20 protein-coding genes and 3 pseudogenes are annotated in these 24,761 nt (G+C 52.2%); 14 read left to right on the top strand and 9 right to left on the bottom strand.

All coding sequences use genetic code 11. The annotated features are described in order from the left end of the window. Positions 1–84: 84 nt before the first annotated feature. Entirely contained in the window at positions 85–1,488 is a 1,404-nt protein-coding gene (locus tag AC5JO6_RS22760; protein ID WP_496083324.1) for a (Fe-S)-binding protein, read from the bottom strand. Between the two features lie 45 nt (positions 1,489–1,533). Further along, the gene (locus tag AC5JO6_RS22755) at positions 1,534–2,919 is read right to left on the bottom strand and encodes an FAD-binding oxidoreductase (protein ID WP_496083309.1); all 1,386 of its coding nucleotides are present in this window, start codon (positions 2,917–2,919) and stop codon (positions 1,534–1,536) included. A 184-nt stretch (positions 2,920–3,103) separates the two neighbouring features. On the opposite strand from AC5JO6_RS22755, the gene AC5JO6_RS22750 reads away from it, so the two are divergent. After that, the gene (locus AC5JO6_RS22750; protein WP_496083308.1) at positions 3,104–4,216 is read left to right on the top strand and encodes a hybrid sensor histidine kinase/response regulator; all 1,113 of its coding nucleotides are present in this window, start codon (positions 3,104–3,106) and stop codon (positions 4,214–4,216) included. On the opposite strand, the gene AC5JO6_RS22745 is transcribed toward AC5JO6_RS22750, so the two are convergent. The 3 genes from AC5JO6_RS22745 to AC5JO6_RS22735 form a co-directional block, all read right to left on the bottom strand. Beyond that, positions 4,202–6,988: a tetratricopeptide repeat protein gene (locus AC5JO6_RS22745; protein ID WP_496083307.1), complete on the bottom strand. Its 2,787-nt coding sequence runs from the start codon at positions 6,986–6,988 to the stop codon at positions 4,202–4,204. The genes AC5JO6_RS22750 and AC5JO6_RS22745 overlap by 15 nt on opposite strands. 273 nt (positions 6,989–7,261) lie before the next feature. Then, entirely contained in the window at positions 7,262–7,879 is a 618-nt protein-coding gene (locus AC5JO6_RS22740) for a hypothetical protein (protein WP_496083306.1), read from the bottom strand. 71 nt (positions 7,880–7,950) lie between these two features. Next, positions 7,951–8,439: a hypothetical protein gene (locus AC5JO6_RS22735; RefSeq protein ID WP_496083323.1), complete on the bottom strand. Its 489-nt coding sequence runs from the start codon at positions 8,437–8,439 to the stop codon at positions 7,951–7,953. 330 nt (positions 8,440–8,769) lie between these two features. Here AC5JO6_RS22735 and hpnJ point away from each other — a divergent pair, with 330 nt between their 5' ends. Together hpnJ and AC5JO6_RS22725 are read left to right on the top strand one after the other, a co-directional pair. Continuing rightward, positions 8,770–10,203, top strand: a complete 1,434-nt coding sequence (gene hpnJ, locus AC5JO6_RS22730; protein ID WP_496083322.1) for a hopanoid biosynthesis associated radical SAM protein HpnJ — start codon at positions 8,770–8,772, stop codon at positions 10,201–10,203. Between the two features lie 68 nt (positions 10,204–10,271). Then, positions 10,272–10,574: pseudogene (locus tag AC5JO6_RS22725) on the top strand (glutathione S-transferase N-terminal domain-containing protein); the annotation flags it as partial. 125 nt (positions 10,575–10,699) lie between these two features. Here AC5JO6_RS22725 and AC5JO6_RS22720 read toward each other — a convergent pair. Next, complete coding sequence (locus AC5JO6_RS22720) at positions 10,700–10,957, bottom strand: hypothetical protein (RefSeq protein WP_496083305.1); 258 nt, start codon at positions 10,955–10,957, stop codon at positions 10,700–10,702. A 398-nt stretch (positions 10,958–11,355) separates the two neighbouring features. Here AC5JO6_RS22720 and AC5JO6_RS22715 point away from each other — a divergent pair, with 398 nt between their 5' ends. After that, positions 11,356–11,916, top strand: a complete 561-nt coding sequence (locus AC5JO6_RS22715) for a DUF2854 domain-containing protein (RefSeq protein WP_496083304.1) — start codon at positions 11,356–11,358, stop codon at positions 11,914–11,916. A gap of 201 nt (positions 11,917–12,117) precedes the next feature. Here the strand turns inward: AC5JO6_RS22715 and pdxH are convergent, their stop codons facing one another. Then, positions 12,118–12,759 (bottom strand): pyridoxamine 5'-phosphate oxidase, encoded by a 642-nt coding sequence (gene pdxH / locus AC5JO6_RS22710; protein ID WP_496083303.1) that lies wholly within the window; start codon positions 12,757–12,759, stop codon positions 12,118–12,120. Positions 12,760–12,877: 118 nt separating this feature from the next. Between pdxH and AC5JO6_RS22705 the strand changes: the two genes are divergently transcribed. The 4 genes and pseudogenes from AC5JO6_RS22705 (at position 12,878) to AC5JO6_RS22690 (ending at position 17,428) form a co-directional block, all read left to right on the top strand. Further along, complete coding sequence (locus AC5JO6_RS22705) at positions 12,878–15,802, top strand: GH116 family glycosyl hydrolase (RefSeq protein WP_496083302.1); 2,925 nt, start codon at positions 12,878–12,880, stop codon at positions 15,800–15,802. A 94-nt stretch (positions 15,803–15,896) separates the two neighbouring features. Next, positions 15,897–16,045, top strand: a pseudogene (locus AC5JO6_RS22700) (Uma2 family endonuclease); the annotation flags it as partial. A gap of 51 nt (positions 16,046–16,096) precedes the next feature. Further along, a pseudogene (locus AC5JO6_RS22695) lies at positions 16,097–16,243 on the top strand (type II toxin-antitoxin system RelE/ParE family toxin); the annotation flags it as partial. Between the two features lie 72 nt (positions 16,244–16,315). Next, positions 16,316–17,428, top strand: coding sequence for an ABC transporter ATP-binding protein (locus tag AC5JO6_RS22690; protein WP_496083301.1), 1,113 nt, complete (start codon positions 16,316–16,318; stop codon positions 17,426–17,428). A 52-nt stretch (positions 17,429–17,480) separates the two neighbouring features. Here the strand turns inward: AC5JO6_RS22690 and AC5JO6_RS22685 are convergent, their stop codons facing one another. Next, entirely contained in the window at positions 17,481–18,044 is a 564-nt protein-coding gene (locus AC5JO6_RS22685; protein ID WP_496083300.1) for a sporulation/spore germination protein, read from the bottom strand. A 222-nt stretch (positions 18,045–18,266) separates the two neighbouring features. Here AC5JO6_RS22685 and mgtE point away from each other — a divergent pair, with 222 nt between their 5' ends. The 5 genes from mgtE (at position 18,267) to AC5JO6_RS22660 (ending at position 23,170) form a co-directional block, all read left to right on the top strand. Next, entirely contained in the window at positions 18,267–19,616 is a 1,350-nt protein-coding gene (gene mgtE, locus AC5JO6_RS22680; protein ID WP_496083299.1) for a magnesium transporter, read from the top strand. Between the two features lie 118 nt (positions 19,617–19,734). Continuing rightward, complete coding sequence (gene purM, locus AC5JO6_RS22675) at positions 19,735–20,760, top strand: phosphoribosylformylglycinamidine cyclo-ligase (RefSeq protein ID WP_496083298.1); 1,026 nt, start codon at positions 19,735–19,737, stop codon at positions 20,758–20,760. 4 nt (positions 20,761–20,764) lie between these two features. Beyond that, positions 20,765–21,583: a 16S rRNA (adenine(1518)-N(6)/adenine(1519)-N(6))-dimethyltransferase RsmA gene (gene rsmA, locus AC5JO6_RS22670; RefSeq protein WP_496083297.1), complete on the top strand. Its 819-nt coding sequence runs from the start codon at positions 20,765–20,767 to the stop codon at positions 21,581–21,583. Between the two features lie 191 nt (positions 21,584–21,774). After that, positions 21,775–22,743 (top strand): 4-(cytidine 5'-diphospho)-2-C-methyl-D-erythritol kinase, encoded by a 969-nt coding sequence (ispE, locus tag AC5JO6_RS22665; RefSeq protein ID WP_496083296.1) that lies wholly within the window; start codon positions 21,775–21,777, stop codon positions 22,741–22,743. Between the two features lie 85 nt (positions 22,744–22,828). Further along, a complete protein-coding gene (locus tag AC5JO6_RS22660; protein ID WP_496083295.1) occupies positions 22,829–23,170 on the top strand; it encodes a DUF3082 domain-containing protein in 342 nt (113 codons plus the stop codon). Between the two features lie 350 nt (positions 23,171–23,520). Here the strand turns inward: AC5JO6_RS22660 and dapF are convergent, their stop codons facing one another. After that, on the bottom strand, positions 23,521–24,357 hold the full coding sequence (gene dapF / locus AC5JO6_RS22655) for a diaminopimelate epimerase (RefSeq protein ID WP_496083294.1): 837 nt from the start codon (positions 24,355–24,357) through the stop codon (positions 23,521–23,523). Between the two features lie 163 nt (positions 24,358–24,520). Between dapF and AC5JO6_RS22650 the strand changes: the two genes are divergently transcribed. After that, on the top strand, positions 24,521–24,736 hold the full coding sequence (locus tag AC5JO6_RS22650) for an Hfq-related RNA-binding protein (protein WP_106260629.1): 216 nt from the start codon (positions 24,521–24,523) through the stop codon (positions 24,734–24,736). The last annotated feature ends 25 nt before the right edge of the window (positions 24,737–24,761 follow it).

Raw genomic sequence — 24,761 nt, 5'->3', positions numbered from 1 at the left:
CTGATAGCTGATAGCTGATAGCTGATAGCTGATCCAAAAGTGTGCAGTTATTTTTCAGCAAGCTCTTAAGGCTGGTCGATGTGTTTATGGCGCTGCGATCGCTGCCTTGTCAGGAAAGACGGCGTTTAGCTTGATGCCTTGAATTGAGTAATCCAACAGTTGCATTGGGTGCAGTACTGGCACCGTTTGTCCTTGAAGCTGGAGGTGCCTGCTGATTTGTACAAAGCAGCCGATATTGGCTGAGGCAATGAGCGAAGCTCCCGTGTTGAGCAGGTTTTCTACCTTTTGGCGACCAAGTTCCTCTGCAACGTCGGGCTGCAAGATGTTGTACACACCAGCGCTACCACAACACAGCGCAGCATCAATCGGTTCCCGCAACTGTACACCTGGGATTTGCTTCAGCAGTTGACGTGGCTGCACACTGATTTTTTGCCCATGCAGCATGTGACAAGCGTCTTGATACACCAGCGTCAGTGGTTCGTCTTGTAAGGGCGATAGTTTGGCAGTTAGACCAACATCGGCTAGAAATTCCTGAACATCTTTGACCTTGCTGGCAAACGCCTCGGCTTTCTCCCGATAGTCAGGGTCATCGTGCAAGATGCTGCCGTATTCTTTGAGCGAATGCCCACAACCAGAGGCGTTGATGATGATGGCATCCAGCGATCGATCCGCAAAGCTGTCAATCAACTGACGCGCCAGTGCTTGCGTTTGCGCTTCTTGCCCCTGGTGATGGGTGAGTGCCCCACAGCAGCCTTGAGCTTGAGGAATAACCACTTCACAACCGTTGGCGGTCAATACTCCCACCGTCGCATCGTTGACTTCAGGATTGAAGAGTCGCTGCACACAGCCGAGCAGCAGACCGACTCGGTAGCGCTGGTTTCCTTGCGCTGGAACGATCGCTGGTAGAGGATCTTGAAACGCCTGCGGTGAGATCTTTGGCAGCATCGCTTCCATTGCTGCCAGTTGGGGCGAAAGCTGCTTGAGGAAGCCGAGCGATCGCACCAACTTCTGCAAACCCGACTTTTGGTAAAGCCCCAGCGGACGTAGTAACAGGCGCAACCGATCGGGATACGGAAACGTGGAGAAAATCAGACGACGCAAGAGCTTTTCGGGCAGCGATCGAGCGTGATTGCGCTCCACTTGGGGACGGGTTGCCTCGATCAACTGGTCATACCGCACCCCAGACGGGCAGGTCGTAACGCAGGCAAGACAGCCCAGACAGGAATCAAAATGCTGCACGATCGCTGGCGAGAGCGGAATTTGCCCCTCATTCACCCCATCCATCAGATAAATGCGCCCTCTGGGTGAATCCATCTCTTTACCAATCACGCGATAGCTCGGACAGGTAGAGAGGCAGAAGCCACAGTGAACGCACGCGTCGATGAGTTTCGCATCGGGAGGATTGTGGGAGTCGAAGGAAGGGAGTGGGGAGTGGGGAGTAGGGAGTGGGGGGTGAGGAGTGGAATCTGGTAACTCGACATTCAACATTGGAAACTGATCACTTTCTTGGTTGCGAACTTCGGCACTCATGACTTAAATTTTGCCTACAAAGCGGTGAGGGCTTAAACGATCGTCTGGATCAAAGTGGTGTTTTAATTGGCGCATTAGGGGCAGCGCGTTGCCAGAGTAGCCCCATACATCGATCGCCTGTTTCATTGCGATCGGAGCCTGCAAAACAGACAGAAAGCCACCCTTTGCCTGACAGAGCGATCGCACTTGCAAGAGATCTGATGGGGTGACAGCATCGAATACCAATCTGCCCAGTCCACTAGCTATATGAATTTGTCCAAACCAGGGCACGATCGCCAAGTCCTTGATCGCCAAGTCCTTAAGGGTTGTCAGCAGCGCTACGGCTTCGGAGGGGCGTATTCCTATTTTGCAAGTAATCGCGTCGGTCTGGTTGTTCACCGTCATGCGTTTTTGTAAGCGTTGCCATAGAGCGGTGTCATCAGCAGCAGCAAAACAGGAGCAAGCTAACCCCAACGCTTGACCGACTTCAATCATGCGCTTGGTTTGCTCCTGGACATTGGGCAAGCTGCTCTGAAATCGCACTGCCAGGGCAGTACCCGCGATCGCCAGTTCTCCAGCTACCGACTCGGACAAGATATCTGCACTAGCGGGTGTTAGCGCTGAACTCAGGAGCGTTTGAGTCGCTTGAGCGATCGCGCCTGTAGCACCGCTCAGCACAATGGTTTGTGACGCTTCGGGCAACGGGTAAACGCGAAAGGTTACTTGCGTGATGATGCCCAAAGTGCCGTAGGAGCCAGTGAAAAGCTTCATCAGGTCATAGCCTGCGACGTTTTTTACGACCCGTCCACCTGCTTTAGCAACCTGTCCATCGGCGCGGACAAACGACAGCCCTAGAAGCATATCTCGCACACTGTTATACCGCTGACGCAGTGAGCCTGTGTCTGCGGTTGCCACAATGCCACCGATCGTCGCCTGGTCTGGATAAGCAGGATCGATCGCCAAAAACTGTCCCGCTTTTGCCAATGTTGCCTGCAAGTCAGCGAACCGCATCCCTGCTTCGACTGTCACCGTCAAATCACCCACTGCATGGTCAATCAATTGATTTAGCCGCTCTGTACTCACCATCAGCAAAGGTGGAAGGTTTTCTTCCTCCTGCCTTCTGCCCTCTGCCCTCTGCCCTCCCACCAATCCGCCCCAGTGCAGCTTACTCCCCGCACCACAGGGTAAGAGAGGTTGGCGATCGGTGGCTGTTACCACTGCGGACAGAGCGGTTGGCGTGTTGGGATAAGTGATACTACTGGCAAGCGTTTCGGGCGTGACTGATCGCCGAATCATCGCTTTTTGGCTCAGAGGTAGTGTGTCCCAGCCATGTAGCTCGATCGCCTCAACTGGGCGCGCTGAGAATTGGAGCGTATGCTGGAGATCGGCACCATTTTTTGCAGAAGGCATTCCCATACGATGAATAGCTGATGACTAACGCCTACTCTAGCAGCCGCAGAGGGATCGAAGTTGGCTAAAACACACTGGAGCGAACTGAGTCACGCTCTAGATCGGTTAGTCTCAGCTGTAAAAGTGAGATAAACCACTCGACCCAACGCAAAACGCTTGTGAAACACTACCGCTCTGACGAACGATGAAAAAAATTCTGGTGGTTGAAGACGAGCCTTCCATTCGTGAGTCGCTTTTAGAGTTGCTTACAGTTGAAGGCTTTAGCGTCTTGGGTGCAGCAAACGGTAACGTTGGTGTGCAGTTAGCGCAGCAGCATTTGCCTGATTTGATTTTGTGCGATGTGACCATGCCTCAGCTTGATGGCTACCAGGTACTCACCAGCCTGCGTCAACAGACGGCAACGGCAGCTATTCCCTTCATTTTTTTGACGGCACGGGGAACAAAGGACGATTTTCGGCAGGGGATGGAACTTGGAGCCGATGACTTTTTGACCAAACCTTGCACGGCAGATGAGTTGCTGGCTGCGATCGCTAGTCGTTTTGACAAACAGGCAACAGTATTCAAGCAGTCACAGAAACAGCTTGACAGTTTGCGGAGCAGTATTGCACTGTCGCTGCCCCACGAATTGCGATCGCCTTTAAATGGCATCTTGGGGCTGTCTGAAGTGCTCATCGACGACTATCAAACGATCAGCCAGCAGGAAGTGTTGGAGCTTGCGGAGGGCATTCATGGCGCTGCCGAACGACTATACAGACTCATTCAAAACTTTCTACTCTATGCGGAACTGGAAATCACAGCCCGCGATCGCGATCGTCTCGCTGCCCTCCGCAATGATGAAACACTTTATCCGAGCTTTCTGATTACCGAAGTGGCAACCGCGATCGCCAAGCGAGAAGGACGCGAAACCGATTTGCAACTGGATTTGCAAAATGCCAGAATTCAAATCTCTGAGCAGAAGCTAAAAATTATTGTAGAAGAGCTGACTGACAATGCGTTCAAGTTTTCGACAGCAGGTACATCGGTGCGAATAGCGACCGCAATGATGAACGATCGCCTGCTGTTGACAATCGTTGATCACGGGCGGGGCATGACCCCAGAACAACTCGTCAGTTTGGGTGCTTATATGCAGTTCGAGCGCAAATTTTACGAACAGCAAGGCTCTGGTTTAGGTTTCATTATTGCCAAGCGTTTAGTGGAATTGCATGGTGGAACATTGACGATCGCTAGCACGTATGGACACCAAACAATGGTGCAGATTACATTTCCAGACAACGAAGGCAGTTTAGACTCTAATTAATTTTTGGAACCAATCATCGTTCCAGAGTTCGTCGAAGGCAACATCTGTTTCTGCTTCAGCGCGATAGCTGGGATTGAGTTCGATCGCTTTTTCTAAACTTTCCAGCGCAAAATCAGCTTCGCCCAAAAAGGCATGACTGATGGCGCGATTGTAATACGCGCTGGCATAGTCTGGTTTTAGATCCAGTGCTTTGTTAAAGCTAGTGATGGCATCTTTGTGACGACCCAGTTGAGCCAATGCATAGCCGCGTTTATCGAGTGCTTTGTAAGAGTCGGGATTAAAGTGAATGACCTCATCAAACGAGGCGATCGCGTCTTTGTGTCGTCCTAACGTTTCGAGCGCCAAGCCACGATTCATCCAGGCAACGGCATCATCAGGTTTGAACTGCACGGCACGATCGAACACATTAAACGCATCCTGGTGTCGTCGTAAAATGCCGAGCGCTACGCCTTTATTCACCAGTGCTTCGTGATAGTCAGGCTTGCTATCTAGCGCATGATCATAGGACTCGATCGCGTGCTCGTAGCGCTTGATCCGTGCCAGACTGATCCCCCGACTAAACCAGCCTTTATCGTCTTTGGGCTTGAGTTTTAGCATGTGGTCGAAAGACTCGATCGCAGGTTCGTGGCGCTGAATTTTTTGGAACACTAGCCCACGCTGGTACCAGATATCTGCATTTTCTGGCTGAAGCTCAACCACTTTGTCGTAGCGCAAAATCGCTGCTTCATAGTTCTCTTCAGCAAAGAGTTCGTGTCCCTGATTGATGTATTTATTCACATCAATAAAGAGTTCGGGACGATTCGCTTTGAGCAGTTCCAACTGTGCCATCAAGTCTTGCAGCTTTTGTTGCAAGGCTGCGACCGCTGCTTCAGAAACCGGAGACGCTTCTGCCAGTTGTTTGAGAATATCAGCTTTTTGAGTTTGAGCAGTGGATTGAAGTGCTGTAAGCTGTGTAACTAGCTCAGACTGTAACGCTTCAATCGTTTGTAAGCTGTCGTCTTTCTGCCCTGAAACGGTTGCTTTGAGTTCACTAATTTGAGTGGTGAATTCGGTTTCTAATGTTTCTAATTCCGCGAGAATGCGATCGCGCTTTTGCTGGGTTTGCTGTTGGGCATCAAGCTGAAAACTAGCAATTTGAGGTGCGAGTTCGGTCTTAATTTGTTCCAAATCACTTAAAATCGTTTGCTTTTGCTTTTGAGCGTTTGCTTGCAACGTTTCTAACGTCTCTGTAAATTCGCGATCGACCGTTTCCAGCTTTTGCAAGATGCGATCGCGCTGTTGTTCAACGCCTGTTTTTAAGTCGGAAAGCTGAGGCGAGAAATCGGCTTTTAGTTGTTCTAAATGCTCCAGAATGCGATCTTTTTGTTGCTGTGCGATCGCCTGCAAATCGACTAATTGAGCTGTAAATTCGCGTTCGGAGGCTTCCAACCGTTGTAAAACTTGCTCTTGTCGATCGTGCACATCCAGGCGGAAATCAGACAGTTGTGGTGTGACTTCGGCTTTAAGCTGTTCCAGGTTTTCGAGGATGCGCTCTTTTTGCTGCTCAGCGATCGCCTGTAGCTCGACTAACTGGGTAGCGAACTCGCGTTCGGAGGCTTCTAAACGTTCCAGTAGGTTGCGTTGCCGCTGCTGCGCGTCTGTTTGAAGCTGAGTCAACTGTGGTGCAAACTCGGTTTTGAGGTGGGTTAGCTCTTCGAGAATGCGATCGCGCTGTTGTCTGGCAGAAATCTGCAAATCAAGCAATTGACCCGCAAAATCCCGTTCCGATACGGTGAGCTTCTGCAACACATCCTGCTGCCGCTGTTGCGCATCAGAGTGAAGTTGAGCCAACTGTGGCGAGAATTCGGCTTTGAGGGTTTCTAAACTTGCGAGGCTGCGATCGCGCTGCTGTTTGGCAGACACCTGTAACGCCGCTAACTGTGCAGCAAAGTCTTGCTCGGCGGCTGCTATGGTTATCAGCGTTTGTTCTTTTTGCTGCCGCACGTCTGACTGCAACGCATCTAAATGTGGTTCCACATCGGTTTTAAGCTGCTCCAGGTGCCCAATCATCAATGTTTGCTGCGCGACGGCTGCCGACTGAAGTTTGGCAAGATGGGCGGCAAAGTCTTGCTCGGATGCGGCAAGTTTTTCTAGCGCGTCTGTTTGTTGCTGCTGAATGTCTGACTGAGAGCCAGAAAGCTGCGCTACGAGTCCAACGCCCAATGCCTCAAGAGCCTGTTTGGAGTCGTGAAGTTGTGCCTCCAGCGTGGCAATCATTTGTGCTTTGGATTGCGCTAATTCAGCCACCAAACCTGCCAGCGCATCACGTTCTCTGGTCACGTCTTGCTGAAACTGCTCGGCTTCATCGGCAACGTCGTCCGCGATCGTCTCCACTTCTGCCAGCACAGTCTTGGCGTTCTCGCGTGTCCGGGCAATCTGACTTTCGAGTTCTTGCAAGCCTTCTAGCTGTTCTTTGGCACGGGTGGCAATCTCTTGAATGACCGCACGACGAAGCAACCACAGTGCCGCGATCGTCGCTGCCAGCAGCAGCACTAAAATGCCCAGCAGAATGTTGAACAGCGTCGTCATACGCACCAGGGAGCGATCGACCTCACTCTGATTCGCATTGCGTGGCTCCCCCGACGATGGCTGTAGTTGCGCCAGTAGGGGTGTAGACAGTGACTGAGGGTGCGATCGCGCAGGCTGCACTATCCCACCCAGCGATAGCAGTAAGACCGAGAGCATAAGCCCACTGCGGGACAAGACGAAAACTTCTGGGTGCTGGCGCTTCATCACGAATCATCCTTCGCTGTCATCGATGATTGCAGTATATCGAAGACGATGCAGAGCAATGGTGTCTCTTTTCCAGAGTAATCAAAATTGGGTTTAGTCGTCTAAGGTAATTTCTAAGAAAGGCGTTGCTGAATGCACATGTGAATTGCCCTCATCCCGACCCTTCTCCCCAAGGAGAAGGGCTTTCGGACATTTCTTGTCCCCTCTCCCGATGGGAGAGGGCTAGGGTGAGGGCAATTGCAGACATTTCAGGAAAGCCGTATATCGCGTTTGTTAATTACCAGCAACGACAGTCAGCTTTGCGCCCGTCTCGGTGACGACCTTGAGCGGTAGAGACGATCGCGCCTCACGGCGGGGAAATTGGATAAACTGCACACCCGTTTGAGCAGGCTGCACAACCATCACGTACTGCTCACCAGTCCATTTGATGCGAGTCACACGATGCGATAGCACCCAAACTTCAGCAGTTTTACCCGCGTTGATCTGGGTCACATTTTTGGCGTTGTAGCACTTCCAGAGCGTCTCTTGTACTGTCCACAGTCCCGAAAGATAGATGGGTTCCATTCGCAGGCTGAGACCATACTGTGTAAACGAAAAGACCTCTTGCTGCCAAAACCGTTGGGACAGTCCTTTGAGCGGTTGGGTTGTCAGGTCGCCACCATAGCGCGGCAGACTTCGCAGCTTTTTGGTTTGATCGGCTTTCGTTGGACGCACCCAGGTCTGTGCTTCACCACACACCTCAAAGGGAACATCGACCGTTGGCTGAGCCGCGATCGCGACAGCGCCAGACGGTTGGGCATTGGTTGTGAGCGGCGCGATTGCTATCCCAACGCTGCTAGTAGCCAGAACGACTAAACTGCACTGAAAGAGTTTGTAAGAGAAAGAAGACATAGCTAGTTACAGCGCAAGGACGGGCTTTTAGGTCATGCTTCGGGCGCACAGTTCATCAGGGAAAGCGCTTGCTAGTCTGTACCGCCCCAACTCCAGAAGGCATTTCCATTACGGACACCCTTGCGGAGGATCACAGTTGTAAAATCGTTGGCATCGCGCATACCTGTCATATCGAGAATGAGGTAAACCTTGCCACCTGTAAATCTCAGACGTAGATACGAATGATCTGCATACGCTTCGTTACCATTCTTCACCATACGAGCAGTGGCTTTGCACTGTCTGTAGGCAGGTTTTAATGTGCCCACCCAGGTGACGCTAAAATCATCCACTGCGGCAACGGTCAAGCGATCAGTAAGCTGGGTTAAACTGGCGCTGCCATCGATCGTATAGCCACCCTCACGGTAGGGCTGTGATTGTTCGTTCACCATGACTTTTTCAGGACAGCGGATCGTTTGGGCATCGATCGCCTTGAATACCTGTAGCGCGATCGGTGCTGCCTGAACGGGCGCAGCGATTAATAGTGTCAATGCCAACGCACCCAATCCAACCCACGATCGCATCTTCACAACGGAACTCCTTTTGTGCCACAGAGCAGTATCTACAGCAGCAACGAGCAGCATTCCGGGCAACGGTAGCAAGTTTTGTTGTCATGCTAAACTCACTGCGTTGACATGCGAAGGTTGTCAACACTTCGGTACTGTCTCAATGGCAGTCGTTTTTTGCAGTCTGTTTTAATCGCTTCTCGGCTACGTTCAAGCGCCAAACCCATGCTTCATGTTGCCCAGTCCTTGACAGACTATTGCATTCATAGAAGCATACTAAAGCGCGATCGAGCACGATGACCAGCGCCCTTTAACTACCGTCTCTGTGGGAGATTTTAAACCGACATGATGAAAACATTATTACTCAATCCGCCCTCATTTGAAGGGTTTGATGGGGGTGCTGGTTCTCGATGGCCCGCCACTCGTGAGATTGAATCCTATTGGTATCCAGTCTGGTTGGCATATCCGGCTGCGATGATCCCCGAAAGCCGAGTGCTGGATGCACCGCCACATGGGGTGTCGCCCCTGGAGACGATCGAGATTGCCAAAGACTACGATTTTGTGGTTGTCTTCACCAGTACACCTGGATTTAGTAGTGATGTGCGGCTGGCAGAGATGATGAAGGCGACAAAGCCAGAGCTGAAGATTGCCTTTGTGGGACCGCATGTGACGGTGCAACCAGAGGCAAGCCTGATGGCAAGTGAGGCGATCGACTTCATCACCCATCGTGAGTTTGACTATACGGTGACAGAATTTGCGTCAGGAATGCCCCTGGAGCAGATTAAAGGCATCAGCTATCTTCAAGACGGCAAGGTGGTTCACACCGAACCCCGACCTCAAACCGAAGATCTGGATGCGCTGCCCTGGGTGACACCCATTTACGAACGGGATCTAGACATTACGCGCTACACCATCCCGTTCCTGCTGTATCCCTATATTTCCTTCTACACCACGCGCGGTTGCCCCGCTAAATGCACGTTTTGCTTGTGGCCCCAAACGTTTGATGGTCATGCCTGGCGGCAGCGATCGGTGGATGATGTGGCTAACGAAGTCGAGCAAGCGCTCAAACGGTTTCCCAACATCCGAGAAATCTTTTTTGATGACGATACGTTTACGATCGGTAAAGAGCGGGTGCTGGCGCTATGTGAGCGCTTCAAGAAATTGAACTTTACCTGGTCATGTACCTCTCGTGTGCATGTTGATTTAGAAACGCTACAGGCGATGAAAGCAGCGGGCTGCCGCCTGTTTATTGTCGGTTTTGAATCTGGTAATGCTCAGATTCTCAAGAATATCAAGAAAGGGGCAACCGTGGAGCAAGCCCGCACCTTTGTCAAAAACTGCAACAAAGCGGGCATCGTCATTCACGGCGACTTCATTGTAGGACTGCCGGGTGAGACGAAGGAGACGATCGCCGAAACCCTGCAATTTGCCAAAGAGCTTGACTGCACCACCATTCAGGTTTCCATTGGTCATGCCTATCCCGGCACCGAGTTTTACGATTACGCCGCCCGCAATAATTTCCTCAGAGTTGATCAGGACATGACCGATGAGACAGGGCACCAGTTGCCGCATATTGAATATCCTGGTCTATCCCGTTCTGAAATGATGGAGGCAGTAGAACACTTCTACGGTAGTTACTACTTCCGCCCCCGCGTGGTCGTCCGCATTGTCAAGAACGCGATCTTTGACGGTGGCGAACGCAAGCGCCTCTTTAAGGAAGCGAAGGAATACCTCAACCTGCGGGCGAAGCGGAAAGAGTTTGTCACTAGCTCGAAAAGCTAAAAGCAACTGGCTCCCAAGTGGTTGAACGTTTGTTAAATGTCACTGCACATAGTGCTGAGAGTGGGCTGATGATCACCTTTCACCATTTGAACAACTCCCGCTCTCAGCGAGTGCTTTGGCTGCTGGAGGAATTTGGGCTACTGTATGAAATCAAGCGCTATGAACGCGACCCGGAGACGATGCTGGCACCAGAGTCCTTGCGTGCGGTTCATCCCCTTGGCAAGTCGCCAGTGATTACCGATCGCGCACTAACCCTGGCAGAGTCGGGTGCCATTGTCGAATATCTGGTCGATCGCTATGGCGAGGGACGACTGGTGCCTGCACCGGGTACACCAGAGCGCCTGCAATACACTTACTGGCTGCATTACGCGATCGTGATTTATTCGGGCTACAGGCTCAAGCATTCAGTCGTTGCTTGGCTGAGTGCAAGAGCAGATAGCTGGCAAATCTTACCCTGCTACACTTTCGTACGCCTCTCTTCCGCCTACTTTCTGGTCTAACGCAAGTAGGGCGGACGCTTGACATCTGCTGGTTTGCTCTTCATCACGTCATCAATGAACCGCTTGAGGGCGCGATCGCGATTTTTCATAAACGCTGCCCAAAAACCGGGTTGAAATTCATCCATCGTTTTGGCAAGCGCCCAGACATCCACAGCCAGAATGTTGTTGAGCGTCTCATCTTCTCGCTTTAGTGCGTTGATCTGCTCCAGTAATGAATCTTTCTCGCCAGCACGTCGATTTTCATTCTTAGACATAGAAGCGCCCAAATGAGGAAACTAAAATCAGCGATCGCGTCTAGCCCACGCTTGCTACAGTTATGAGAACTGGTATGAGAACTGATGCCGAAGCGATCCTCCAACCCTTTGCTAAGGCAGTTCTACTTATGACACGAATCCAACGCTGCGATCGTGGTTGCTCTTACCATGACAGACTTCTGCCATCAAATTGCACAACCGTCAGCGCTTTATCACTGTTTGTGCCGCTGCTTACTGCTCAGAATGCTTTGCAACACCAGCCATAAGCCTGCGATCGTATGATGGCACGGGGTTGGAGTTCAAACTAGAACAGCACTAATGCCAGCCGTTGCACAGACCCTAAGAGAAGGATAATGAACTTAGAATGAATGCTCACGAATCTGTCAGACTTTTAATCTATGTTACGTCAAACTTCTCTGGGAACGTTGGGTCTTAGCGTTGGTGGTGTTCTCACCATCATTGGCTTTTGGGCATATTTTATTACCGACAACGCCACGCTGAATTTGGTCGGCTTTTTCTATGGCATTCCACTTTTGTTAGGTGGGCTGGCGCTCAAAGCGTCTGAACTGAAGCCCGTACCGTTGATGCAGCCAACGGCTGACGGCATACTTGCCCTGCGAGAACAGCAAGCAACAGCGACTCAAAATCAGATTCGTAAAGACGTGACCCGCTATCGTTATGGTCAACGAGCACATCTTGACAGCTCACTGAGCCACCTTGGCTTAAGCCCTACGGATGAAGAGTGTCCTGTTTTAGTAGGCGTGCAAGAGGTTGAAACGGCAGGTGCCTATACTCTAGTGCTGGAGTTTGAGTCGCCTCTGGTGCCCCTTAAGGTGTGGCAAGAAAAACAAGAGAAGATTGCAGGCTATTTTGGACCGGGTGTTAAGGCAACTGTCAGTCAAGCAGATGATCAGAGGGTGGATGTATCTCTGATTGCGGCACCACCAGAAAAGGCTTAGGAGTTGTACAGAAATAACAGCATGGTCTATAGCCGTCAGCAAAAAGCTGATAGCTGATAGCTGATAGCTGATAGCTGATAGCTGATAGCTAATCCAAAAGTGTGCAGTTATTTTTTAGCAAGCGCTTAGAGGAATGCAGCTTGTTGGGTGGTTAGTCCAACACTCAGTTGGGAGTTGAGATGACTACCCTCCGATCGATCTTCAAGGTGCGAGGCGTTCAAGCAGCCAGTTGTCCTGTTCCAGACGATAGCGGAGGCGATCGTGTAAGCGACTGGTCCGTCCCTGCCAAAACTCAATCTGATGCGGTATGACCCGATAGCCGCCCCAATGTGGCGGACGGGGAACCTTTTCGTCTGCATACATTGCCTTTAGCTCTGCAAAGCGTTGTTCCAGCACCTCACGACTGGCAATCACGCGACTTTGGTTGGAAGCCCAGGCACCCAGGCGGCTTTCTAGGGGACGGCTCTGAAAATAAGCCTCGGTTTCTGCCGCTGCTACGGTCTCAACCCGCCCTTCGATGCGAACCTGCCGCTCTAGCACTGTCCACAAAAAGACCAGCACCGCCTGGGGATTTTCTGTTAGCTCCTGACCTTTACGGCTCTCGTAGTTGGTGTAAAATGCAAAGCCGCGCTCATCTAAGCCTTTGAGCAAGACAATGCGGGCAGATGGGATGCCATTGCTGGTTGCTGTTGCGAGAGTCATGGCGTTCGGTTCGGGTAGCTCAGCCGCGATCGCCTGGTCAAGCCAACGTTGAAATTGTTTGATGGGATCAGGATCAACGTCTGTCTCGTTAAGCTGCTCCAGCGTGTAATTGTGGCGAAGATCGGCAAGGGGTTGAGTCATTGTGGTTGCACACACAGATCGAATGCAGTATTCTCCACTGCTTTTGTATGATAGGTCGTTTGCTCAAGCGATCGCCAAAGACGCGATCGCGCTTCCCGTTCACCCGTAAAATCAGGGAATGCAAAAACCGCGATCGTCTGTCGAAATTCCCACTTGCGCCTGGAGCCGTCCGATCGGGCTGGGCTGGGAAAAGCCGTATACCGTCCGTTACACCAGCAATCTGGACGATGGTCCCTGGCACGGGATGCCATTGGGCGGTTTTGGAGCAGGCTGCATTGGGCGATCGCACCGGGGCGACTTCAACCTGTGGCACATCGACGGCGGCGAACACCTCTTCAAACGCCTGCCTGCCTGCCAGTTCAGCGTGTTTGAGCAAGGCAGCGAAAAAACGCAAGCATACGCCCTTTGTACAGAACCACCGGCGGATAGAACGTTAGGAGCCTGGCAGTGGTATCCGGCGAGTCGGGAGGTAGAAGGGGAGGAGGGGGGAACCGCAGAGACGCAGAGGCGCGGAGAAAGGGAAAATCAAAACTTCTCCCCTACACCCCACACCCCACACCCCACACCCTCTACAGGCACCTACCATGCGCTTTATCCCCGCAGTTGGTTTGTCTACGAAAACGTCTTTCAGGCAGAGCTGACCTGTGAACAGTTTTCGCCGATCTGGGCGCACAACTACCAGGAAAGCAGCTATCCGGTTGCGGTGTTTCGCTGGACGGCGCATAATCCCACTGACAAGCCGATCACTTTGAGCATCATGCTGACCTGGCAGAATATGGTGGGTTGGTTTACCAATGCCCTGAAGTCGCCAGAGGTGCAGTTGCGCGATGATGGCAGCCCGTTTTACGACTATCAGCCACGATTGGGGGAAAGCGTTGGGAACTTCAATCGGCTGATGGGGGACGAGCAGCGGTTGGGGGTGGTGATGGGGAGAGAGGCAGAAGGCAGAGGGCAGAGGGCAGAAGGGCAGGGAGCAGGGGAGGCAGAGGGAGCAGGGGAAGCAACCGCAGAGACGCAGAGATACGGAGGGGTGAGTGATTCTGAGTCCGATTCTTCTAGTCAGAACTCAAAACTCACCCCACACCCTACACCCCACACCCCACACCCCGCCGAAGGCTCTGGACAATGGTCGATCGCCACGTACCTCGATCCCAACCTGCAAGAAGTCTTCTACCATACGCGCTGGAATCCTGCTGGCGATGGCGCAGATGTGTGGGATACCTTTGAGCAAGATGGGTCGCTGGTGGATTTGGATGATGAGATGCCAGCAACAGAGGGAGAACAGATTGGGGCAGCGATCGCCGTCCGCTTTACTTTGCAACCGGGGCAAACACGCCAGATTCCCGTTGTGTTGACGTGGGATTGCCCGGTGACGGAGTTTGCACAGGGCATCGAATACTTTCGGCGCTATACAGACTTTTTTGGGCGGAATGGACAGAATGCGTGGGCGATCGCGCGCAATGCCCTGAAACATCACCAAACCTGGCGAGAGAAGATTCAAGAGTGGCAGCAACCCATCTTAGAACGAGAGGACTTACCCGACTGGTTCAAACTGGCGCTGTTCAATGAGCTGTATAACCTGACGGATGGTGGGACGCTGTGGAGCGCTGCCGATGAACGCGATCCGGTCGGGCAATTTGCCGTACTGGAATGTCTTGACTACCGCTGGTACGAGAGTTTGGATGTGCGGCTCTACGGATCTTTTGCGCTGTTGATGCTGTTTCCCAAACTCGAAAAAGCGGTCATTCGTGCGTTTGCGAGAGCCATTCCTGCCAGCGACGATCGCACACGCATCATCGGCTACTACACCACGATCGGCTCCGAAAGTCCCGCAGCCATTCGTAAAATCGCAGGCGCAACACCCCACGACCTCGGCGCACCGAACGAACACGTCTGGGAGCAAACCAACTACACCAGTTATCAAGACTGCAACCTCTGGAAAGACCTGCCCAGCGATTTTGTCCTGCAAGTCTATCGGAATTACCTCCTCACAGGTGCAACCGATGTGGAATTTCTTACCGAGTGCTGGGAGGCGATCGTTCAAACTCTCACCTACCTCAAAACCTTTGACCTTGATGGCGACGGCATTCCTGAGAACTCCGGTGCGCCTGACCAGACCTTTGATGATTGGAAGTTGCAAGGGGTGAGTGCTTACTGTGGTGGGCTGTGGATTGCGGCGTTGGAGGCGGCGATCGCGATCGGGAAGATTCTGGAGGCAGAAAGCAGAAGGCAGAAGGCAGAAAGGGAGCAAGGGGAGCAAGGGGGGCAGGGGGAGGTTAATCTTTCATCCTTTATCCTTTATCCTTTATCCTTTATCCTTCAATGTCAGTCCTGGCTCGACCAATCGCGTCCTATCTATCAAGCAAAGCTCTGGAACGGTCATTACTATCGCATTGACAGCAACAGTGGCTCGGATGTAGTGATGGCAGACCAACTCTGCGGTCAGTTCTATGCCCGACTGTTGGGATTGCCCGATGTGGTGCCCGATGAGTGTGCAAGGACGGCACTAGAGACGGTCTACGAAGCTTGTTTTGTCAAGTTCAATCAATACCTGGCATCGGGTGCGCTCAGTGCTCAAACGTTTACTTCGGTGCAGGAGGCGAGGGCGGCTGAGGAGGGGAGCAGGGGGGCAGACGGAGCAGGGGAGGCGGAGGGAGCAACCGCAGAGGCGCAGAGACGCGGAGACGAAAGTTCTGAATCCAGTTCCTCCCCACACCCCACACCCCACACCCCACACCCCACACCCCACCCGATCGGCGCTGCCAATGGTGTTCGTCCCAACGGTGCCCCTGAAAATCCAAACGCGACCCATCCGCTAGAAGTTTGGACAGGCATCAACTTTGGGCTAGCGGCGTTTCTCGCGCAGATGGGCATGACGGCTGAAGCAATGCAGCTTACCGAAGCAGTAGTGAAGCAGATTTACGAGAATGGGCTACAGTTCCGTACACCAGAGGCGATTACGGCTAGCGGTACGTTTCGTGCCTGTCATTACTTGCGGGCAACAGCAATCTGGGCAATCTACAGAGAGTTGATTGCCGAGTAATCCACCTACAGTAGATATACTCTTGACGTTTGAGCCTATGACCGCTTTCACTAGCGCCACTGGATCAACCCTCACCTGACCTGACCACACGCAGTTGCCAGGTCAGACGGTACGTTTGTGGAAAATTTTCAGGAGCATCCTCACAGTGCCTTGCTGACGGATTCCATTAAACCCGTTTTAGATCGACAGCATCCAGACAGTCAGTATGCCATTGGTCAAGATTCAGGCATTGACTGGCGGTTGTGACTGGCGGTTGACCGACGGTAAGGACTCCCACCAGCCTTGTGCGACCCCCATAAGCTGAGCGGCAAGCTAGACGGTCTTCAGTCGTGCTCTTGTGGCTATGACTGCCGTATTGGTTTCTCCATCGAATACGATATGGAAACGAATAGCGAAGTGATTGTTCTGCTTGATGTCGGTACGCATGACGAAGCTTATTGACTGCGATGCTGGTTTGCAACGGCAGTTTAAGATGACATCTTCGATCGTAGTTTTTGTTTTTCTACTGAATATATGGCAAAGGTTCGACTAGAGGGCATTACGCGGCAGTTTGGTGGTGTGGCACCTCGCGCAACTGTAGCCGCAGGCATTACAGACATCACCTTTGAAGTGCCTGATGGTCAGTTTTGGGTGCTGATTGGTCCCTCTGGTTGTGGGAAGTCCACGATTCTCCGCACGATCGCAGGCTTAGAAACGGCAACCTCTGGCGATCTCTACATTGGCGATTGCCTTGTCAATCAGATCCCAGCACGTCAACGCGATGTGGCAATGGTGTTCCAAAACTATGCGCTCTACCCACACATGAGCGTGGCAGAGAACCTTGCGTTTGGGCTGCAAATGCGGCGGGTAGATGCGAAGACCACGCAGGAGCGGATCGAAACGGTGGCAGAAATGCTGGCGATCGACCATTTGCTCGATCGCAAACCGGGTCAACTGTCGGGCGGACAGCAGCAACGGGTGGCATTGGGGCGGGCGATCGCCCGACAGCCGCAGGTCTTTTTGCTCGACGAACCACTGTCTAATCTGGATGCCCAGTTGCGCGATGAGACTCGTGCTGAGCTGAAACGCCTTCATCAGCAGGTAGGCATCACTACCATTTACGTCACCCACGATCAAGTAGAGGCAATGACTTTGGCAGATCAAATTGTGGTGTTGGATCAAGGGCGAATTCAGCAAATTGCCGACCCTCAGACGATCTACGGCAGTCCTGCAAATCGATTGATCGCTACGTTTTTAGGCAGTCCACCCATGAATATCCTGGCGGCTACTTACGATGGCACCGCGTTTCAGATCGGTGGACAAACGCTACCTTGCCCAGAATCAGTGCAAGCCAAACTTCAGCCGCTTCAAGGACAACATTATGACTTGGGCATCCGTTCAGAGCATCTTCAAATCAGTGCTGATGTTGACCATCTCAAGGTAGAAATCAGTGTAGTCGAGCCACTCGGTCGAGAAGTGTTGGTGCGTGCTGTATTGCCAACATCGTCGTCTCGATCGCCAGAAGTTGCTTTCCAGTGCCGCCCCGATCAATGTCCTCGTGTGGGCGATCGTCTGTCTCTCACGCTAGATTTGAAGCAGCTCTTTATCTTCGATCAGCAGACGGGCAACACGCTGCATCCCTCTTGATCATCTGTAAAGCACACGTTTCCTGAAGTGAATCCGGCAATGCTCTTATTCCTCACAGCACAATTTCCTGTCCTTTCTCAGTAAACTGCACTGATTTGATCTGCCACTGAGAGTTATTAACCAGCGTCTTGCGGATGCCGCCGAAGAGGGCGAGTTGTTCGCAGCTTGAGAGAGAGTAGAAGCTCCGTTTGGCGTTGGCAGGCAGGCGGAGATCGACGATCGCCTGCTGCCCTTCTTTACTAACTCGATAGCCCGCAATGCTGAAGTCGCCGCTATCGGTTTCTTCTAACACTTTGGCGATCGCGCCTTCGAGTGATTGTTTCGCCGCGATCGTGATTTTTTGGGGCACCAAATCTTTGCAGAGACCATCAACTTTATAGACATTGATCGTTGTCTGTGGGGTTGCTTTGGTGGCTGTGGTCAGGCGATCGACCGAAGCGCTCGGAGATGCTACTGGTTGGCGGGCGATTGGTGCAGGTGTGCTAGGGGATGGCGTGAGGGGATTAATAGACGCAGGGCGCTCACTCACAGGCGATGGTGGAGTGCTGCAACTGCTCAAACTCAACACCGTTAGGCTCATTAAGCACGTCGTTAAAGACGTAGTGGCGACATTCATAGCTAGATGGCTGTAATTCTATGGGTGGATTTTTAATGAAGTGCCCTTCTTTACATTGTGTACTGGGCTGATAGACGTTAGCATAGGCTCAGCGGTACTTATAACTGGTACCGATGTCGCATTGTGTGGATTTCATGGACCCCAGTCCATCACCTTACAGTAATATCCTCCCCTAGCCAGGCAGCCTAAATCTTCCAGCGTGGGGGAGATTTAGGAGACGCTATGCTAACCCAGGAAGGTCGTGCTTCGCTGTCGGGTATTGCCGACTTAAATCGTTTGAAGTTAGAGCTGAATCAGCTTCAGCCTGTTGATATTGGTGATTACGTCGCCGACTTGCCACCCGAAGAACGAGCAATCGCCTTTCGCTTGTTGAATAAGGGTCAAGCAACGGAAGTCTTTGAGTATTTGGATCAAGACGTGCGCGAAGAGCTGATTGGGTACCTGCACGATGCTCAGGTTTGTCAGCTTGTAGAGGCAATGCGCCCCGACGATCGCGCTGAACTGTTTGATGAGCTGCCTGCTGGCGTGGTCAGACGGCTGATTCAACAGCTTAGCCCTGTAGAGCGACAGGCGACCGCTACCATTCTAGGCTACCCCGATGGTACAGCTGGACGGGTGATGACGACGGAGTATGTGCGGCTGCGTCAAGGCTTGACCGTGGCAGAAGCTCTCAGCAAAATCCGCCTGGACGACCAGGATAAGGAGACGGTTTACTATGCCTACGTGACCGACGATAACCGCAAGCTGGTGCAGGTGGTTTCACTGCGGCAATTGGTGTTTTCGCTGCCGGATGCGCTCATTAAAGATCTTGCGAGCGATCGTGTCCTTAAAGTGCGTACCGATACGTCTCAAGAAGAAGTGGCGCAATTGATGAAGCGCTACGACCTGCTGGCATTGCCTGTCGTCGATCGCGAAGATCGTCTGGTTGGCATCATCACGATCGATGACGTGATCGACATTTTAGAAGAGGAAGCCACCGAAGACATTCAGCGTCTGGCAGGGGTCGGCAACGGCGATGAATCCTCTCTCTCTCGCCCCCTGGACAAGCTGCGGAATCGGTTGCCTTGGTTGCTGGGCATTATGGCGCTTTATATTGGTGCCTCCAGCGCGATCGCGCCTTTTCAGACGACGATCGCTGCGGTTCCCGTCCTGGCGGTGATTATGCCGTTGTTTTCCAACACAGGTGGGACGGTTGGCATTCAGGCATTGACCGTGACGATTCGATCGCTGGGTGTAGGCGAAGTCACTCCGTATGATACGCTCAAAATTCTGCGAAAAGAGCTGCTGGCAGGCGTGGGCGCAGCTTTGGCATTGGGAGCCACAATGGTTCTGCTGGCGCTGATTTGGACACCACCACAGGAACGCTGGGTTGCTCTGGTAGCAGGTGTAGTGATGGCAACCAATACACTCGTTGCGGTGACTTTAGGCACCTTGCTGCCAATGGGTTTGAAGCGTCTCAAGCTTGATCCAGCGCTGGTCAGTGGTCCGTTGGTAACGACCATGCTAGACACGATCGGGTTTATTCTCTTTCTCACGCTGATCACCCTTACATTGCGATTTGTTTCACCGTAAGAGCGATTCCTGTCGCTGCCTAACTGATTCACTTCACGTCTTATCGGTCATGTTCCTGGCGTTTCGCTACCAAGCCAAGTAAAATACAACCTGCGACGATCGCCCACGGGCAACTGATATGGATTATCGAGAGGCGGGTGTAGACGTGGAGGCGGGGCGGGCGTTTGTGCAACGTATCCGCGGCATGGTGAACAGCACAACGCGACCAGAGGTTTTGGGCAACTTTGGCGGGTTTAGTGGACTATTTCAACTTCCTGCTGGCTATCGGGAGCCTGTGCTGGTGTCGGGCACTGACGGGGTAGGGACGAAACTTAAGCTGGCGCAGAGTCTCGATCGCCACGATACGGTTGGCATTGATTTAGTCGCCATGTGTGTGAACGATGTTCTGACCTGTGGCGCAGAACCGCTCTTTTTTCTGGATTATTTGGCAACGGGCAAACTCAATTCGGAGCAACTGGCAGCGGTTGTAGAGGGCATTACAACCGGTTGTCGGCAGGCAGGCTGTGCCTTGTTGGGTGGCGAAACGGCAGAAATGCCAGGGTTTTACCAGGCAGGAGAATACGATCTGGCGGGTTTCTGCGTTGGCATTGTGGAGAAGAGCGCGATTCTGGATGGGTCGCAGGTGCAGCTTGGCGATGTGGCGATCGGGCTTGCTAGTCAGGGAGTCCACAGCAACGGCTTTAGTCTGGTACGCAAGATTGTGAGCGATCGCGGCTATGACTGGGGCGATCGTCCAGGTCTATTCAACGGCAAACGGCTAGGTGATGTGCTGCTGACATCCACCCAAATCTACGTGAAACCCATTCTGGGGGCGCTAAAGCAGGGATTGCCAATTCACGGCATGGCGCATATTACGGGCGGCGGACTACCGGAAAATTTACCGCGCTGTTTAGGCACAGGACAGGCTGTTAAAGTTGATCCAACTGCCTGGACAGTGCCGCCTATTTTTCAGTGGTTAGCCGCCGCAGGCGATGTCTCTCCAGCAGCAATGTTCCAAACGTTTAATATGGGCATTGGCTTTGTCGTGATCGTACCAGCCGATCAGGTTGCTCTAACGCTCCAGTATTTTGCTGCTCAGGATCTGGCAGCGTCTGCGATCGGTGAAGTGATTCCCGGCGCTGGCGTTGTGGGTTTACCGGAGTAACTCTGTGCCCCACCCCCGTAAAAAGTTTGCCCAACACTGGCTCCGCAGCGAAAAAGCACTCAACAGCATTGTGAACGCCGCCGAGTTGATGGAGAGCGATCGCGTCCTCGAAATTGGTCCCGGTACAGGCATCCTCACCCGACAGTTATTGGCACTGGCTCAAGTCGTCGTTGCCGTTGAAATCGATCGAGATTTATGTGAGCTATTAGTAAAAAAGTTTGGCAAAGTCGAGCATTTTCTGCTGCTGCAAGACGACTTTCTCGTTGCCGATCTCGATCGCTTACTGATCCTATCTCCAGAGTTTCAAATGCCCAACAAAGTTGTGGCAAATATTCCGTACAACATTACCGGACCCATTATCGAAAAACTGCTGGGCACGATCGCCGCTCCCAATCCACACCCGTTTGATGCGATCGTCCTCCTGGTACAAAAAGAAGTCGCCCTTCGCCTTTGCAGCAAACCCGGCTCCACCCATTTCGGCGCACTGTCCGTGCGAGTGCAATATCTCGCCGAGTGCCAGTTTATTTGTGATGTTCCCGCAAAGGCATTTCAGCCACCACCCAAAGTTGATTCTGCCGTGATTCGCCTGCGCCCTCGCCCTGTTGTTACACCTGCCCAAAATCCTCGCCATTTGGAAACTATTATCAAGGCGGGCTTTGCCAGCAAACGCAAAATGCTCCGCAACAATCTGAAAAGTCTGGTGGATGGCGATCGGCTCACCCACTTACTGGAACAATTAAACGTAAACCCCCAAGTTCGTGCCGAAGACCTGAGCGTCGAACAGTGGATTTCGCTGAGCAACGAACTGCAAGAAAGTTGTTAGTTGTTGGTTGTTAGCAGAAGTCAGAAGTCAGGAGTCAGAAGTCAGAAGGCTAAAGGCTAAAAGCTAAAAGCTTAAAAACTGTACTCAAAGCTCTCTAGCGTAGCGGCGCAAGGTGCTATTCCAAACTCAAAACTTCCCCTGCCTCACCCCTACTCCCCACTCCCCACTCCCCACTCCCCACTCCCTTCCTCATGCGCTCCTACTCCCTTCTTGCTCCCGCCAAAATCAATCTCTACCTCGAAATTCTGGGCGACCATGTAACGGGTGGCGAAGACTCTCGACCGTCTGGCTTTCACGAAATGGTGATGGTGCTTCAGAGTATCAGTTTGACTGATCAGATTGATTTACGCGCTAATGGAACCGATGCCATCCGTGTCTACTGCACCCATCCACAAGTGCCGAATGACGCTAGTAACCTGGCGTATAGGGCAGCCGCGCTGATGAGCAAGCAGTTTCCTGATCGGTTTGCCCGTTACGGTGGCGTAGATATCACGATTCACAAGCAGATTCCAGTGGGGGCAGGGTTAGCAGGTGGATCAAGCAATGCCGCGGCAGTATTGGTGGGGCTGGGCTTGCTATGGGAGCTAGGCTTGACGCGGGACGAACTACAGCAATTAGGGGCAGTACTTGGTTCCGACGTGCCGTTTTGCATTGCGGGAGGCACTGCCCTTGCAACAGGTCGTGGTGAACAGCTTGACGTACTACCTGCGTTGACCGGTCGCTATGTCGTGCTGGCAAAATATCGCAGTTTGTCGGTTTCGACTGCCTGGGCGTATCAAACCTATCGACACCAGTTTGGCTCATCGTATTTGCGTCGGGGTCAAGACCTAGAGCAACGCCGTCAGCAAATCCATTCGGGTGACATGATGGCGGCGATCGGGCAACGAGATGGCACCAAAATTGGTCAACTGCTGCGAAACGATTTGGAAAAAGTCGTGTTGCCAGCACATCCTCAGGTCTTACAGCTACGGGAAGCGTTTCAGCAGGCAAACCCACTGGGCACAATGATGTCTGGTTCTGGTCCTACCGTTTTTGCGCTGACAGCATCGCAGGCACAGGCAGAAGCAATTCAAGAACGAGTGAAAGGGACGATCGCCAACCCCGATCTAGAATTTTGGATCGCCACCTTCAACCCATCTGGCATTCGGATAGTAAAGTAAGGAAATCAAGGGATTTTGGCTTGCAGATTAAGCATCCCTACCTCTAATTAACTCAACTTCACCAAGCCAACCAGCCATTAATCCTATGAGTGAGCCAATCTCTGATCCGGTTGTACAAGTCTCTAAAGAAGGCGCACCCGCACCCAGTCCACTACGCTGTATTGGTGGTTCGATCGTCGCTGGTGGTATTGCAATCGTGCTTTACAGACTGACCAGCTCGATCGCGATCGCCTTTGCCACCAAACCCCTTCAAACCGATAATTTCACTACGCAGCGCATTTCTGCCGCCGTCCGCACCTTAATTGTCGGTTTAAGTTCGCTAGGAACGGGCATCTTTGCCTTAGCAGCCTTCGGGCTTTTCGCTTTGGGCATCCAACTCTTGCTTCAGCGATCTAAGGAAGAATCGGCACCACCTACAGATTCTTAATTCACGTTAGAAAGACGCAAGTTGAAAGAACGTAGGAAATGGATGATGAAACAGTAGACAGAGAATTTAAGGACTGGTCTAGAGAGCGTAAGTTTGAATTAAACTTACAGCGGCTTGTAGTCCGATAGAGGACAAGAGAACGTTTAATCTCAAGCATTTTCAGCGTATCCCTGAACGACAAATTCAAAATTGGCTACAGCGGTATAGCGGTTCCCATGAGAGTGCGGTACAAGGGCTGAAGTTTTAAGATAGGAGGCAGAAGGAAAGCCGCCGTGCTCTTTAACTTCTGCTTCTGCCCTCTGCCTTCTGCCTTCTGCCTTCTGCCTTCTGCCTATAGAGAATCACTCCGCCTACCGCGTTCCAACAAACGCTTTTTCTGCGGGTCCTGTCATGTAGAGGCGATCGTCCGCTTCAGACCATTCGATTTGAAGAGAACCACCCGGAAGTTCAACCGTTGCACGTCGATCGCACTTGCCATTCAACACGCCTGCTACCAAAGACGCGCAAGCACCTGTACCACACGCCAGAGTAATCCCAGCAGCTCGTTCCCAGACACGCATTTTCAAGTAGTCCGATCGCACTACTTGAATAAACTCGGTGTTGATCTTCTGGGGAAACGCGGGATGCGTCTCAAACTGGGAACCGAGTGTTTCTAGTGCAACGGCTGCTACATCGTCAACAAAGGCGATGCAATGCGGGTTGCCCATGTTGACACAGGTGACCTGCCAGGTTTCTCCGGCAACCTGTAATGGTTGATTCACTACTTTCTGATCGGCTGCCACAAGTGTTGTAGGAATTTCGGCTGCCAGCAGACGGGGTTTGCCCATATCAACGGTAATCAACCCGTCTGCTTCAAGCCTGGGTGTAATCAACCCACCTAACGTGTGGATTTTGTACGATCGGGGTTCAGTTACGCTTTCTAGTTCCGCAATGAATTTAGCAAGACAGCGAATGCCGTTGCCACACATTTCTGGCTCCGAGCCGTCGTTGTTGAAGATTCGCATGGTGTAGTCGGTGCCATTCTGTCCCGGCAGGGCGAAAATGACACCATCAGCACCGATGCCAAAATGTCGATCGCACCACTGCACAGCGTCCTCTGGGGTCAAACGTGGCTCTGCTGAGGCGCGATTGTCGATCAGAATGAAATCGTTACCCAAACCGTGATACTTGGTGAATGCAACTGCCATAGATTCTGCAAATGTGTGGTGTGAAAAAGGCTCAGGTGAGGAATGATAGAAGGGAAAAGAAAAGGATAAAGGATAAAGGATGAAAAAGGCAGGAATGGTGAGTGTTCTGCTGCCTGTTTCAACTTTAGCCTTTAGCCCTTAGCCTTCAAGAGGGACGAACACAATGGCGATCGAACTAGAGACCGGGCTACCGAGCGTACGTCAAATCCAGAATCTAATTCGGGAGGAGACAGAAGTAGAGCTAAAGCTTGTGACGGGTGATCTTTTGGCTGGTAAGGTACGCTGGCAGGATAGCGATTGTTTGGCGATGGTAGACCAATACGACCAGAGCACGATTGTGTGGCGACAGGCGATCGTTTACCTCAAACCGAGACCATAGACTCTAGTCAGTGAGTCACAGCTTA

The organism is Tildeniella sp., from assembly GCF_059505325.1.
Note: the sequence above shows the minus strand (reverse complement) of the source record. Positions and strands in the feature narration are given on the sequence as shown.